Origin of the sequence: Sphingopyxis sp. PET50 (assembly GCF_025244705.1) — a bacterium.
GTDB lineage: Bacteria > Pseudomonadota > Alphaproteobacteria > Sphingomonadales > Sphingomonadaceae > Sphingopyxis.
Window position 1 is genome coordinate 1,323,721 of sequence record NZ_CP104207.1, and the last position, 13,770, is coordinate 1,337,490.

Annotated in this window: 13 protein-coding genes; all 13 read left to right on the plus strand. The window is 66.5% G+C overall.

Going from position 1 to position 13,770, the window contains the following annotated elements; translation table 11 throughout:
• Positions 1–30 precede the first annotated feature (30 nt).
• The 13 genes from N0A20_RS06880 (at position 31) to N0A20_RS06940 (ending at position 13,234) form a co-directional block, all read left to right on the plus strand.
• On the plus strand, positions 31–894 hold the full coding sequence (locus N0A20_RS06880; RefSeq protein ID WP_260583171.1) for an FkbM family methyltransferase: 864 nt from the start codon (positions 31–33) through the stop codon (positions 892–894).
• An 85-nt stretch (positions 895–979) separates the two neighbouring features.
• Positions 980–2,101 carry a glycosyltransferase gene (locus N0A20_RS06885; RefSeq protein WP_260583172.1) on the plus strand — a complete coding sequence of 374 codons (1,122 nt, stop codon included), beginning with the start codon at positions 980–982 and terminating at the stop codon, positions 2,099–2,101.
• The gene (locus N0A20_RS06890; RefSeq protein ID WP_260583173.1) at positions 2,098–2,826 is read left to right on the plus strand and encodes a hypothetical protein; all 729 of its coding nucleotides are present in this window, start codon (positions 2,098–2,100) and stop codon (positions 2,824–2,826) included. Before N0A20_RS06885 ends, N0A20_RS06890 begins: the two co-directional genes overlap by 4 nt.
• Positions 2,771–3,115, plus strand: a complete 345-nt coding sequence (locus N0A20_RS06895; RefSeq protein WP_260583174.1) for a glycosyltransferase — start codon at positions 2,771–2,773, stop codon at positions 3,113–3,115. Before N0A20_RS06890 ends, N0A20_RS06895 begins: the two co-directional genes overlap by 56 nt.
• Positions 3,112–4,209 carry a glycosyltransferase family 4 protein gene (locus N0A20_RS06900; protein ID WP_260583175.1) on the plus strand — a complete coding sequence of 366 codons (1,098 nt, stop codon included), beginning with the start codon at positions 3,112–3,114 and terminating at the stop codon, positions 4,207–4,209. The genes N0A20_RS06895 and N0A20_RS06900 overlap by 4 nt, the downstream gene beginning before the upstream one ends.
• 47 nt (positions 4,210–4,256) lie before the next feature.
• The gene (locus tag N0A20_RS06905) at positions 4,257–5,198 is read left to right on the plus strand and encodes a GDP-mannose 4,6-dehydratase (RefSeq protein ID WP_409574743.1); all 942 of its coding nucleotides are present in this window, start codon (positions 4,257–4,259) and stop codon (positions 5,196–5,198) included.
• Positions 5,199–5,201: 3 nt separating this feature from the next.
• Positions 5,202–6,605: a hypothetical protein gene (locus N0A20_RS06910; RefSeq protein WP_260583177.1), complete on the plus strand. Its 1,404-nt coding sequence runs from the start codon at positions 5,202–5,204 to the stop codon at positions 6,603–6,605.
• The gene (locus N0A20_RS06915) at positions 6,602–8,485 is read left to right on the plus strand and encodes a glycosyltransferase (protein ID WP_260583178.1); all 1,884 of its coding nucleotides are present in this window, start codon (positions 6,602–6,604) and stop codon (positions 8,483–8,485) included. The genes N0A20_RS06910 and N0A20_RS06915 overlap by 4 nt, the downstream gene beginning before the upstream one ends.
• Positions 8,485–9,429, plus strand: coding sequence for an NAD-dependent epimerase/dehydratase family protein (locus tag N0A20_RS06920; protein ID WP_260583179.1), 945 nt, complete (start codon positions 8,485–8,487; stop codon positions 9,427–9,429). Before N0A20_RS06915 ends, N0A20_RS06920 begins: the two co-directional genes overlap by 1 nt.
• Entirely contained in the window at positions 9,426–10,412 is a 987-nt protein-coding gene (locus tag N0A20_RS06925) for a hypothetical protein (protein ID WP_260583180.1), read from the plus strand. Before N0A20_RS06920 ends, N0A20_RS06925 begins: the two co-directional genes overlap by 4 nt.
• An 82-nt stretch (positions 10,413–10,494) precedes the next feature.
• Positions 10,495–11,556: a Gfo/Idh/MocA family protein gene (locus N0A20_RS06930; protein ID WP_260583181.1), complete on the plus strand. Its 1,062-nt coding sequence runs from the start codon at positions 10,495–10,497 to the stop codon at positions 11,554–11,556.
• Positions 11,556–12,119 (plus strand): acyltransferase, encoded by a 564-nt coding sequence (locus tag N0A20_RS06935; protein ID WP_312846612.1) that lies wholly within the window; start codon positions 11,556–11,558, stop codon positions 12,117–12,119. Before N0A20_RS06930 ends, N0A20_RS06935 begins: the two co-directional genes overlap by 1 nt.
• Entirely contained in the window at positions 12,116–13,234 is a 1,119-nt protein-coding gene (locus N0A20_RS06940; protein WP_312846613.1) for a DegT/DnrJ/EryC1/StrS family aminotransferase, read from the plus strand. Before N0A20_RS06935 ends, N0A20_RS06940 begins: the two co-directional genes overlap by 4 nt.
• The last annotated feature ends 536 nt before the right edge of the window (positions 13,235–13,770 follow it).

Below are 13,770 nucleotides of genomic sequence, written 5' to 3' on the forward strand. Positions count from 1 at the left end.
CCTATCCGTTTCGCAGCGGGACCCGGCTCCATGAGCGAACAGTTCGGACTTCACCGCCTGCTGCGTTACGCGATGGCCCACCCGATCGGGCGGCGCCAGCGCCTGCGCACGCTTGGCCGCATCCTCAGCTGGCAGCTGCGCTCGCGTTTTCAGCGCGAACCGATGGTGTGCGACTGGGTCGGCGGCGCCAAGCTGCTGGCACGACACGGGATGACCGGCGCGACGGGCAATCTCTATTTCGGGCTGCACGAATTCGTCGACATGGCGTTCATGGTCCATCTGCTGCGTCCGGGCGACCTGTTCGTCGATGTCGGCGCCAATATCGGCAGCTACACGATCCTCGCCGCCAAGGTGGCCGGCGCCCGCGTCGCGGCGTTCGAGCCCGACCGTCACACGATGGGTATCTTGCGCCGCAACGTCGAGCTGAACGCGATCGGCGATCTGGTCGCGCTGCACGAACAGGCGCTGAGCCACGCCGAACATGATCTGTGGTTCTCGACCGGAATGGGGACCGAAAACCATGTCCTGCCGGCCAGCGAGCCGGGCAGCATATTGCTCCACGGCACGACGCTTGACCGCGCGCTGGACGGCGATGTGCCGATGGCGATAAAGGTCGATGTCGAAGGTTATGAACCGTCGGTCCTCGCCGGCGCCGCCGCGACGCTCGCAGCGCCCGGCCTGCGCGCGATCGAGGCCGAGACGGTGACCCCCGACATGGAAAAAATGTTCGCCGACCATGGCTTTGTCCAACGCTATTACGACCCCTTCGGGCGCGAGTTCGTCGATCAGCCGGTGGCCCCCGTGAACAACATCCTTTACGTGCGCGACGAAGCCTTTGTCGCCGAACGGCTGCGATCGGCACCCGCCATCGATATTCACGGAATCGCCGTCTAGACGGCGTAGAGCGGCGTCCGCCGCCCCTGGGCGCGCGACGAGAGTTGCCGCGGCTCGCCGCGCTGTGTAGGGAGCGGCCCGCGCTATGAAAATCCTGTATATCCAATATGCAAACCCCGGCGCCTTCCCGGTCGCGATGCGGGCCGGACGCCTGTGGCGCGCGGCGGGGCACGAGGTGCGGTACCTGGGGGTCGATTTCGGCGGCGGCGACCCGCTGGCGATTCCCGCGGACCTTGCCGAAAGCTGCGACTGGGTGCGCCACGGCGGACCGGCGCCCTTTCGCTTCGCGGCGCGCGCGGCGGCGATCGTGCGGCGCTGGCGACCCGATTGCCTCTATATCGCCGACAGCATGGCGGCGCTGGCCTGCAGCCCGCTGCGCCTGCTGCATCGCGGCGCCACCGTCTATCACGAGCATGATTCCCCCGCCCTCGCCGCCTCGTGGCGGATCCGCCTGCAATGGAACGCCCGCGGCGCGCTGGCGCGGCGCGCCGACGCCGTCGTCCTGCCCAATGCCGACCGCGCGGCACTGCTCGCGCGCGACGCCGGCCTGCCGCCCGAACGCGCGCCGATCGTCGCCTGGAACACGCCCTGCCGTGACGAGGTCGGAGCGCCGCGCCAGGGCGATGCCGAAGGGCCGGTGCGGATCGTCTATGCGGGATCGATCAATGCGCAGCGGGTGCCGATGGCGATGATTGACGCGCTCGCCGAAGTCCCCGAGGTCGAACTGACGCTGATCGGCTATGAGACCATTTCGTCGCGCGGCCACAACGACCGGCTCCGCACGCGCGCCGCCGAGCGCGGCTGCGCCGACCGGCTGCTGATCCGCGATGCGATGCCCTATCACGATCTGGTCGTTGCGCTGCGCGATTATGACGCGACCTTCGCGGCATTGCCGGTCGAGGCCGACGATATCAATTTGCGCTACATGGCGGGCGCCTCGAACAAGAGCTTCGACGCGATGGGCCAGGGGCTGGCACTGATCGTGGGGCCGGGCGAGGACTGGCGGACGATGTTCGTCGATCCCGGCTTCGCCGTCGCCTGCGACCCCGCCGACGCGGCGTCGATCGCGGCCGCCTTTCGCGGCCTCGGCGATGACCGGAAGCAGGTGCGGGCGATGGGCGAACGCGCGCGTCGGCGGATCGCGGGCGACTGGGCCTATGACGAGCAGTTGAAGCCCGTGACGCAGCGGATGGAGCGGGCGCGGTGAAAATATTGACCCCGGTCAGCGGCAATCGCTGGGCCGTTCCCGATTGCTATTTTCGCGGGCTGGTGGCGGCCGGGGCCGACGCGGTTTCCTATGACGTCGGCGAAGCCCCGACGTCGCTCGCCGGGCGGATATTGCGCCGTTTCGAGCGGATGACGGGTTCGGCGGCGGCGAAACGGCTCGAAGCGGCGGTCGAAGCGGTCCGCCCCGATATATTGGTCGTGTTCAAGGGCTTCGACTATCCGCCCGCCCTGCTCCGCCGGATCGCGGCACGCGGGATCATTCTCGCCAATTACAATACCGACCATCCGTTCCGCTTCTTCTCACCGGGATCGGGCAACGCGAATGTCCGCGACAGCGTGCCGCTCTATCGTCTCTACATGACGTACAGCGGCCCGATCGGCCGCGAACTGGAAGCCGCCAATCCGGAGCAGAAGGTCCTTGTGCTGCCGTTCGGCCATGCCATCGACGACGCGCTGCACGACGAACTGGCGACCGAAGCCGAGGTCGTGCGCGGCTGCTTCAACGGCAACCCCGACGAGGAGCGCGCCGAGGCGGTGCGCTTTCTGGCTCGGCAATGGCGTGCCGATGGACCTTTACGGCTATGGCTGGGAGAAATTCGTGACGCCGACCGCGACCTTGCGGATTTGCACGCCCGAGGCCGGGATCGACATGTTCCGCATCCTGCGCCGTTACCGCTTCCAGCTCAACCTGTTCCGGCCGCATAACGAGGGATCGCACAATCTGCGCAGCTTCGAGGTGCCGGCGGTCGGCGGCATCAGCCTTGGCCCCGACAGCCCCGAACATCGCGATTTCTTCATCGCCGACCGCGACGCCTTCTATTTCTCCGATGCCGAGGGGATGCTGGCCGAAGCGCGCAAGCTGCTGGCCTTGCCGGCCGATGAGGCGGAGGCGATCCGCGGCGCGGCCCGCGCGCGCACCGTCGCGCTGCGGTCGCATTTCGACGACCGCGCCCGCGTCATGCTGGCCGCGCTGACCGAACTGGTGACGCCATGAACATCGCTTTCCTGACCCCCGGCGCCTTTGGCCTCGACAACGGCAATGGCGGCATCGGCCTCTATAACCGCGATATCGTCGATGCGATCGTCGAGGCGTTTCCGGACGCCGAGGTGACGCTGCTGCAGCGGCTGCTCGACCCGCCGCCGCACAAGCTGCCGGCGCGGACGCGGATCGTGGAGAGCGCGGCGGGCGGCAAGGCGCGCTTCGCCATGGCGATCCTGCGCGAAATGCTCGTATCGCGCTACGATCTGGTGATCTGCGCGCATATCAATTTCCTGAGCTTCGCGCGGCTGCTCGCGCGGCGGAACAATTGCCCGCTGGTGCTGATCGTCTATGGCATCGACGTTTGGGATCCGTTGCCGAAGCACATCCCCAATCTGAAAGCGTGCGTCGCGATCTGGTCGATCAGCCAGATCACCACCGACCGGATGAACGCCTGGGCGCGGCTGCCCGCATCGGATTACGTCCAGTTGCCCAATGCGATCCGGCTCGATCGCTATGCGATGGGGCCGAAACCCGCCGACCTGGTCGAGAAATGGGACCTGCAGGGCAAGCGGATCGTCCTGACCCTCGCCCGCCTTCCCGGCCGCGACCGCCACAAGGGCGTCGACGAGATGCTCGAAATATTGCCGTCGCTGGTCGCGAAACATCCCGACGTCCACTATGTCGTCGCGGGCGACGGCCCCGACCGCGCGCGGCTGGAGGCCAAGGCACGGGAGCTGGGCGTTGCCGGGCACACGACCTTCATGGGATTCGTGCCCGAGGACCGGAAGGCCGATATCTTCCGCCTCGCCGACGTCTTCGCCCTGCCCGGCCGCGGCGAAGGCTTCGGCTTCGTGTTCCTCGAGGCCGCCGCCTGCGGCATCCCGTGCGTCGGCAGCAAGGTCGATGGCAGCCGCGAGGCGCTGCGCGACGGCCTGCTCGGCGAGTTGATCGACCCCGACCATCTCGACGATATCGCGGACGCGGTTTCGCGCGCGCTTGCAAAGCCCAAGCAAATACCGGAAGGTCTGGATTACTTCAGCTGGCCCGATTTCGTCGCGCGCCTGAAGGCGGCCGTCATCGCCGCAGGGACATCGAAAGCGAGTTAGTGGCCAAATCTGCGCTTATCTGTGGAATCAGCGGCCAGGACGGCAGCTTGCTCGCCCGGCATCTGCTGTCGCTGGGCTACAAGGTCGCGGGCACGTCGCGCGATGGCGACATGGTGCGCGGGGCCAATCTCGACCGGCTGGGCATCCGCGACGCGGTGACGATCCATTCGATGGCGACCGCAGACTTCCGCTCGATCATCCAGACGCTCGACCGGCTCGAGATCGACGAACTCTACAATCTGTCTGGGCAAAGCTCGGTCGGCCTGTCGTTCGACCAGCCGGTGGAGACGATGGACAGCATCGGCGGTGCGACGCTGACCCTGCTCGAGGCGATCCGGTTCCTCGGGCGGCCGGTGCGTTTCTACAACGCGGGGTCGAGCGAATGTTTCGGCGATATCGGCGACACGCCCGCGACCGAGGACACGCCCTTTCGCCCGCGCAGCCCCTATGCCGTGGCCAAGGCGACGGCGCACTGGACAGTCGCCAATTACCGCGAGGCCTATGGCCTGTTCGCGTGCAACGGCATCCTGTTCAACCATGAATCGCCGCTGCGCCCCGAGCGTTTCGTGACGCAGAAGATCGTGCGCGGCGCCGCCGACATCGCGGCGGGGCGTGCCGATACGCTGACACTCGGCAATCTCGACATCTGGCGCGACTGGGGCTGGGCGAGCGAATATGTCGAGGCCATGCACCTGATCCTGCAGCAGGACGAGGCGGAGGACTATATCATCGCGACCGGACGAACGACGAGCCTCGAGGCCTTTGTCGCGACCGTTTTCGAGGAGTTCGGACTCGACTGGCGCCGCCATGTGACGACGCATTCGGGACTGATCCGTCCTTCGGACCTGCGCTATAGCGCGGCGTCGCCAGCGAAAGCGGCCGAGCGTCTCGGCTGGCGCGCGGCGGCAGGCGCCGCCGATGTGGCGCGGCGAATGGCGGCGGCGCAGCGCGACGGCGAGGCGTGGCCCGGCAAGACAGGAAATAGCTGACCCATGTTGTTCGAGAGCCCCGAAACGACGATCGGTTTCTGGCTGGCGGTGGGCTTTGCGGCCTTTGTCGGCACGCTCGTCCATCTGGTCAAATCGCCGAAGGGCACGCTGGGTTTCCCGCTCGCCTTCATGCTAGCCCTCTATGTCATGCACATCGGCGCGATCGTGCATCTGGTGCCGGGCTATTTCCACCAGAACAACGCCTTTCTGTTCGGTATCGGCTATACGCGGATTTCCGTCGCCAAAGGCATCCAAGTGTCGATGATCGGTTATGTCGCGATGGCTTTCGCCATCTGGCTGACCACCTACTTCCGCCAGAACTACAGCCTCGAATTCGATCGCGCGCGTTACCCCGCCCGCTTCCTGCGCACCGCGGAACGCTCGATGCTGATCGTCGGCAGCATCTTTTTCGTGGCCATTCTCGTGGCACCCGAATTGACCGCCGTGCCCAGTCTCGGCGCCGTGGTGTTCAGCAGCCGCAGCCTGCTGCCCATCGCCATCTGCTTCGCGCTGCTGCGGCGCGTCTGGCTGGGCGAGGGCCTCAGCATGTGGCAAATCGGGGCGCTGACCGCGGCAATCCCGCTCGCCAACCTGCTCGGCACCGCGATCCTGGCCGAAGCCCTTGCGACCGTCATTTTCATCGGCTGTTTCTGGCTTGCGATCGTCGGTCGGCGGCTGGGCGTGTGGCGCGCGCTGCTGGCGCTCATGCTCGGCCTTTATGTCTTCCTGTACCTGTCGATCAACTATCTGCTCGTTCGCGGCGAATTCCGCGAAATCGTATGGCAACAGACCTCGACGTTGGAACAGCGCGTCGACGGGCTGTTCGACGCGCTGTCGAAATTCACACCGCTGTCGACCGACGACGAGGATCAGCTCTTCGCGCTCGACGCGCGCCTCAACCAGGCGCTGTTTACCGGCATGGCGGTCGAAAAGCTCGAGTATCAGCCCGATACCTATGAAAATGGTTCGACGCTGCTGGCCTACATGTTCTCCTTCGTCCCGCGCATCATCTGGGTCGACAAGCCCGTACGCGGCGGTTCGGAATTCCTGACCCGCCATACCGGCTATCAGGCGAGCCGCGAGACGACCTATGGCATCGGTCCCTTTTTCGAATTCTACGTCAATTTTGGACTGTGGGGCGTCATTGTCTTCTCGATGATGTTCGCCGCCCTGGTGCGATGGATCGACCTGCGATGTTATCGCGCGATGGTCTATGGCCGGATGACCGAGGCGGTCCCGCTCGCGGTCGGCGCGCTGGCGCTGGTGCAACCGCTGTCGACGATGTCGTCGGTTTTTTCGTCCTTCTATGCGTCGATCATCATCGGCTTCATCATCGCCAAGATGATGGAACGCTATCTCGACATCCGGACCTTTGCGGAAGCGCAGGCGAAAATCAGCCGCGTATGACGCGCCTGCTGCTGATCAATCCCAGCTTCCGCCTCGAACAGGGCGGCCCGGCCTATTCGGTCGGGCGGCTGGCGGGGGCGCTCGGCGGGATCGGGCATGACGTGACGGTCTGGGCGCCCGACGGCAGCGCCGAACGCGCGCGCGATTTCGATCCGACGGGGCGGGTGATCCCCTCGACCGCGCCGGTCGGCGACGTGCTGGCGTCGCAGCCCTGGGATGCCGTGCACGACAACGGACTGTGGCTGCCCTATGGCGCACAAGTCGCCCGCCATTGCCGCGAGCGCCGCATCCCGCGCCTGCTGAGCGTCAGGGGCATGATGCAGCCGTGGGCCTGGCAGCATCGCCGCTGGAAAAAGCGGCTCGCCTGGGCGCTGTACCAGAAGCGCGGGGTCGAAAGCGCGGCGCGGCTGCACGCGACGGCGGCGGACGAGGTCGCGCGGATCCGCGAGCGCTACCCCGAGCGGCAGCCGCTGCTGATCGCCAACGGAATCGATATTCCCGATGCCGCTCCGCGCGCGCCCAAGGCAGTCGATGCGATGCGTACCGCCCTGTTCCTGGGGCGGTTGCATCCGGTGAAGGGGCTGACGATGCTCGTCGATGCCTGGGCCGAGGTGCGGCCCGCGGGATGGCGGCTCCAGCTGGTCGGCCCCGACGAAGAGGGTTTCCGGGCGCAACTGGAGGCCCGGATCATCCAGAACGGGCTTTCGGAGGTGATCGCGATCGACGGGCCGGCGAGCGGCGACGCCAAGCGCGCCCATTATGACGCCGCCTCGCTGTTCGTGCTGCCGAGCTATACCGAGAATTTCGGTATTTCGGCCGCCGAAGCCCTCGCGCATGGCTTGCCCGTGATCACCACGACCGGCACGCCGTGGCAGGTGCTGGAGACCGAAGGCTGCGGCTGGTGGGTCGCCCCCGAGGCCGCCGCCATCGCGGGCGCGCTGGCCGACGCGACCGCCCGGCCCGACGCCGAGCTCGTCGCCATGGGTGCGACGGGCCGGGCATGGGTTGCCGATCACCTGCACTGGCCCGCCATTGCCAAGCAGTTTGCCGATGCCTATGCGGACATGCTTGCCAGCCCGTCGCCGAGCTTAATCAGGGGATTCTCGGTGGTTGTACCGAGCGTGCGTTTTACGATCGTCACTGTCTGCTACAATCCCGGCGAGGCGATCGACGCCTGCCTGCGTTCGGTCGCCGACCAGGGTTATCCGCATATCGAGCATATCGTCGTCGACGGTGCCTCGCCCGACGGTACGGCCGAGCGTATCGGCAAGCTCGACTGGTTCAGGGGCAAGCTGGTATCGGAGCCCGACAAGGGCATTTACGACGCGATGAACAAGGGGGCGGCGCTGGCGACGGGCGATTATGTCGGCTTTCTCAACGCCGACGACTGGCTCGGCGATCCCGATGCCGTGGCGCGGCTCGCCGAAGCCGCCGCAGCCCATCCCGGCGCCGACGCGGTTCAAGGCGATGTGGTGATCGTCGATCCCGCGAAACCGGCGCGCCAGCGCTATTATTCGGGCGCGGGCAACTGGCGGCGGCGCTTGCGCTGGGGCCAGATGCCGCCGCATCCGGGCTTTTACATGCGCACGGACCTGTTTCGCGAAATGGGCGGATTCGCGACCGATTACCGGATCGCCGCCGATTACGACCTGATGCTGCGCTTTTTCTGCACCGGTGGGCGGACGTCGGTGCACGTCCCGGCTCCAATCGTCACCATGGCGACCGGCGGCGTGTCGAACCAGGGCCTGCAGAGCCGCAAGATCATCAACCGCGAGATCAGGGTCGCGTGCAAGCGCAACGGGGTCAAGACCAATGCGCTGATGATCTGGTCGAAATATCTGACCAAGATTTTCCAATATGTGCCGCGCCGGGCCTCCTGATGGATAGGGCGCTGACGCTGGTGACCGGCGCCAACGGCTTCGTCGGAGGCGAAATCGTGCGGCAGCTTCGCGATCAGGGGGCGCCGGTCCGGTCGGCGGTGCGGCGGGCGGCGGAGCCCGGTGACGCCGCGATCGGCGACATCGGCCCCGACACCGACTGGCGTTCCGCGCTCGCCGGCGTCGAGCGCGTGATCCACTGCGCCGCGCGGGTGCATCAGATGGACGACAAGGGCGCCGATCCGCTCGCGGCCTTTCGCGCGGTCAATCGCGATGGCACCGCGGCGCTCGCCCGCCAGGCGGCTGAGGCGGGCGTCAAGCGGCTGGTTTTCCTGAGTTCGATCAAGGTCAACGGCGAAACCACCGGGGGCCGCGGACCTTTCACCGCCGACGACCGGCCCGATCCGCAGGATCCCTATGGCGTATCCAAATGGGAGGCCGAGCAGGCGCTGCACGCCATTGCCGCCGAAACCGGCCTCGAAGTCACCGTCATCCGCCCGCCGCTCGTCTACGGCCCCGGCGTGCGCGCCAATTTCGCGCGCATGGTGTCGTGGGTCGCGCGCGGGCGCCCCCTGCCCTTCGGTCTGTGCCGCAACCAGCGCAGCCTTGTTGCCGTGAGCAACCTAGCGTCGCTGGCCGTCGCCGCGAGCCGCCATCCGGCCGCGGCGGGCACCACGCTGCTTGCGAGCGACGGCGAGACGGTGAGCGTTCGCGACCTGCTCGCGCGCATCGGCACGGCCTTCGGCCGCCCGGCGCGGCTGTTTCCCGTTCCGCCGCCGCTGCTGCGCCTTGCCGGCAGCGTGACCGGTCAGCGCGCCGCGATCGACCGGCTCTGCGATCCGCTGGTGGTCGATGGCGAAGCAGCGCGGCAATTGCTCGGCTGGCACCCGCCGATGACGATGGCCGAGGCGCTCGCGCAAATGGCGGCGGCGGAGGTGTCGCGATGATCGACATCGGATTGGCGCTCGCCGGCATCTGCCTGATCGCGACGGTCATGCTGCTGAGCCTCTATGTCGGCTGGGCGAAACAGCGGCTCGTCGACACGCCCAATGAGCGCAGCGCGCATATCGTCGCCACGCCGACGGGCGGCGGCATCGTGTTCCTCTCGGTATGGGTCGTCCTGCTCGCGGCGGCGGCGTGGCTGATCCCCGATCAGGTCACTGCGGCGCTGGCGCTGGGTCCAGCGGTCGTCACACTGATGTGGCTCGGCTGGCTCGACGACCGCACGCCCCTGCCCACCTCGCTGCGCTTCGCGGTCCAATTCGGCTGCGCGGGGCTGTTTCTGCTGCTGTGGCCCTGGCCCGAACTGCCCGCGGACTGGTTTGCGCCGCTATTCGTCGTGGCTTTGCTCTATCTCGTCTATTCGGCGAATATCACCAATTTCATGGACGGCATCGACGGTATCGTTGCGCTCCAGATGCTCGCCTTCGTCGCGGGGGCGCTGCTGATCCTGCCGCCGACGATCCTCGACCCGCCGATCCTGTTGCTCGGCGCCGCGGTGCTCGGTTTCTTCCTGTTCAACCGCCCGCCGGCGAAATTGTTCATGGGCGACAGCGGCAGTGCGCCGCTCGGGCTGTTCGCCGCCGCCGTGACGCTGGCGGTGGCGGCGTCGAACTGGCGTTTCGGGCTCGCGCTGCTGCTGCTGCAGGGGGTGTTCCTGTGCGACAGCGCGGTCACGCTGCTGCGCCGTTTCCTGCGCCGCCAGAATGTCACCCAGGCGCATAGCGAACATGCCTATCAGCACGCAAAACGCCGCTGGGGCCATGCGCGCGTCAGTTATGTTCTGTTCGCCGTAACCCTGCTGGTGCAGATCCCGGTCGCCTATGCCATCGCCTGGCTTTACCTGCCCTTCTGGACCGCCGGCATCGACCTCGTGCTGCTCGCGATCTTCGCCGCGCTCTTCCGGGCCGGAACCGCGCGCGCCGATTGATCTTTGCGGGAAGCTTGTCCATAGACCTTCCGCCACTATCTGCGCCGAGGCGGGGTGGTCGCAACGGGAAAATGCTGACCTTATGAGCGTTGCAATTCAGCCAATTACGGGCCGCCGCCAGCGTTTCGCGCTGGTCGGATGCGGCCGGATTTCGGCCAATCATTTCGCGGCGATCGAGGCGCATTCCGACCGCGCCGAGATCGTCGATGTCTGCGACGTCGATCCGGTCGCGCTCGGGTCAGCGGTCGAGCGCACCGGCGCGCGCGGCCATGCTTCGCTGACCGAAATGCTAGCCGCGACCGATGCCGACGCGGTGATCGTCACGACGCCCAGCGGCCTGCATCCGGCGCAGGTCATCGAGATCGCCGAATCCGGTCGTCATATCGTTTCGGAAAAGCCGATGGCGACACGCTGGCAGGATGGGCTGCGCATGGTCGAGGTCTGCGAGAAGGCCGGCGTCCAACTTTTCATCGTCAAGCAGAACCGGCGCAATGCGACTTTGCAACTGCTCAAGAAGGCGGTCGGCGACGGCCGGTTCGGGCGTATCTATATGATCGCGGTCAATGTGTTCTGGACGCGCCCGCAGGACTATTACGACAGCGCGGCGTGGCGCGGGACATGGGAATATGACGGCGGCGCGCTGATGAACCAGGCGAGCCATTATGTCGATCTGCTCGACTGGCTCGGCGGCCCGATCGAGAGCCTGCACGCTTATACCGCGACGCTGGCGCGGAACATCGAGGTCGAGGATACGGCGGTGATGAACATCCGCTGGCGTTCGGGCGCGCTGGGGTCGATGAACGTGACGATGCTGACCTATCCGAAGAACCTCGAAGGCTCGATCGCCATTCTCGGCGAGAAAGGCAGTGTGAAAATCGGCGGGACCGCACTCAACAGGATCGAAAACTGGCAGTTCGACACGCCGCACCCCGACGATGCCGAGGTCGCGGGCGCCTCCTATGACACACCGTCAGTCTATGGCTTCGGGCACCAGCTCTATTACGACAATGTCATCGGCACGCTGGCGGGCGAATGCGATGCCGCGACCGACGGCCGCGAAGGGCTTCGGAGCCTCGAAGTGCTGATTGCCGCCTATCTGTCCGCACGCGACGGCAAGCGCGTGTCCCTGCCGCTGGATTATTGATGGGCGTGAAGATCCACGACACCGCGATCGTCGACCCCGGCGCCGAGATCGGCGACGGCACCGCGATCTGGCACTGGGTACATGTGTGCGGCACCGCGCGGATCGGCGCGGGCTGTTCGCTCGGACAGAATGTCTATGTCGGCAACCATGTGACGATCGGCGACAATGTCCGTATTCAGAACGGTGTGTCGGTCTATGACGCGGTGACGCTGGAGGACGATGTCTTCTGCGGTCCCGCGATGGTGTTCACCAACGTCTACAATCCGCGCGCGGCGATCCCGCGCAAGGACGAATATCGCGAGACGATCGTGCGCAAGGGCGCGACGCTCGGCGCGAATTGCACGATCGTGTGCGGCGTGAAGATCGGTGAATATGGCTTCGTCGGTGCCGGATCGGTGATCAACCGCGACGTCGAGCCCTATGCGCTGATGGTCGGAGTGCCCGCGCGCCGGATCGGCTGGATGTGCGAATGCGGCGTCCGGCTCGAGGGCGACGGCGATGTGACCTGCGCCGCATGCGGCAAGGCCTATCGGATCGGCGACGACGAATGCGCGCCGCGATGAGCGAAACGATCGAATTCAATGACCTGAAGGCGCAATATCGCGCGGTGAAGGACTCGGTCGATGCGCGCATTCAGGCGGTGCTCGACCATGGCCAATATATCATGGGGCCCGAGGTCGCCGAGCTGGAGGCGAAGCTCGCCGCCTATACCGGCGCGAAACATTGCATCGGCGTGGCATCGGGGACCGAGGCGCTGCTGATCGCGCTGATGGCGCTCGATATCGGGAGCGGCGACGAGGTCGTCACCACCTCGGCCACCTTCGTCGCGACGGTCGAGGTGATCGCGCTGCTCGGCGCGACGCCGGTGTTCGTCGACATCGACCCGGCGACCTCGACCATCGACCCGCAGGCGGTAAAGGCAGCGATTTCCGGCAAGACCCGCGCGATCATTCCCGTCTCGCTCTATGGCCAGTGCGCCGACATGGACGCGATCAACGCGATCGCCGCGCCGTACGGCGTCGCGGTGATCGAGGATGGCGCACAGAGCTTCGGTGCAACCTACAAGGGGCGGCGCAGCGGCAACCAGTCGCTGGTCGGCTGCACCAGCTTTTTCCCGGCCAAGCCGCTCGGCTGTTATGGCGACGGCGGCGCGATCTTCACCGGCGACGACGGTCTGGCGCAGGCGTGCCGCGAAATCCGCGTCCACGGCCAGTCGAAGCGCTTTCATCACACGCGCATCGGCGTCGGCGGGCGGCTCGACACGATCCAGGCGGCGGTGCTGCTCGCCAAGCTCGAAGTCTTCGACGACGAAATCGTGCGACGCCAAGCGCTCGGTGCTCGCTATCTGACGGCTTTCGCAGGGCATAACGCGCTCGAACTGCCGATGATCGCCGAGGATCGAACGAGTGTCTGGGGTTATTTTGCCGTGAAATCGCCGAACCGCGCCGCGATCCTCGATGCGCTGAAGGTGGCTAGGCGTGCCGACCGGAGTCCATTATCCCGAGCCGATGCACGTCCAGCTGAGCTTATCGGGACACATGCCGTGTCGCGGGCAGCATGGCCGAAACCGATCGCTGGGCAGCACAGGTGTTCAGCCTGCCGATGCACGCCTATCTGGCCGACGCAGTGCAGGACCGCGTCATCGCCGCCGTGCTGGCCGGGGCTGAGCGCGGCCTAGGGTCCGGCATGGGCCGCCTTTTGAACATGCAGCTAAGCTGGCCGGCGACCCTGCTCGAGCGGGCGCGCCGCCTGTTCGAAGCGCATTGGCACCGGCTGAGCGGGCGCCGCTATTTCATCGACACCGCGGGCACGCAGGTCGAACTGCGTTTCCGCATGTGGTTTTCGCAGAAGATCCTGCGCCGCAATGCCGATGCCTATTGGCCGGTGCACCCCTCGACCCGCGTGCGCGGCGGGCGCTTTGTCGTGATCGGTCCCGAGACCTCGCCGGGCTGGAGCGTCGGCTGCGACATCGACGGGCGCGGGGGCATCCATATCGGCGATTATACGCAGGTGGCGCCGGCGGTCCGGATGCACTCGGTTCCCGATGGGCAAGAGCCCGTTGAGCCGCCCGGCGATTTCTCGATCTTTATCGGCAAATACTGCCTGCTGACGATGAACGTCACCGTCGAAGCCGGCGTGACATTGGGCGATTTCACGATCGTCGGAGCGAACAGCGTCGTCACCGACAGCTTTCCCGAAGGCTATTGCGTGATC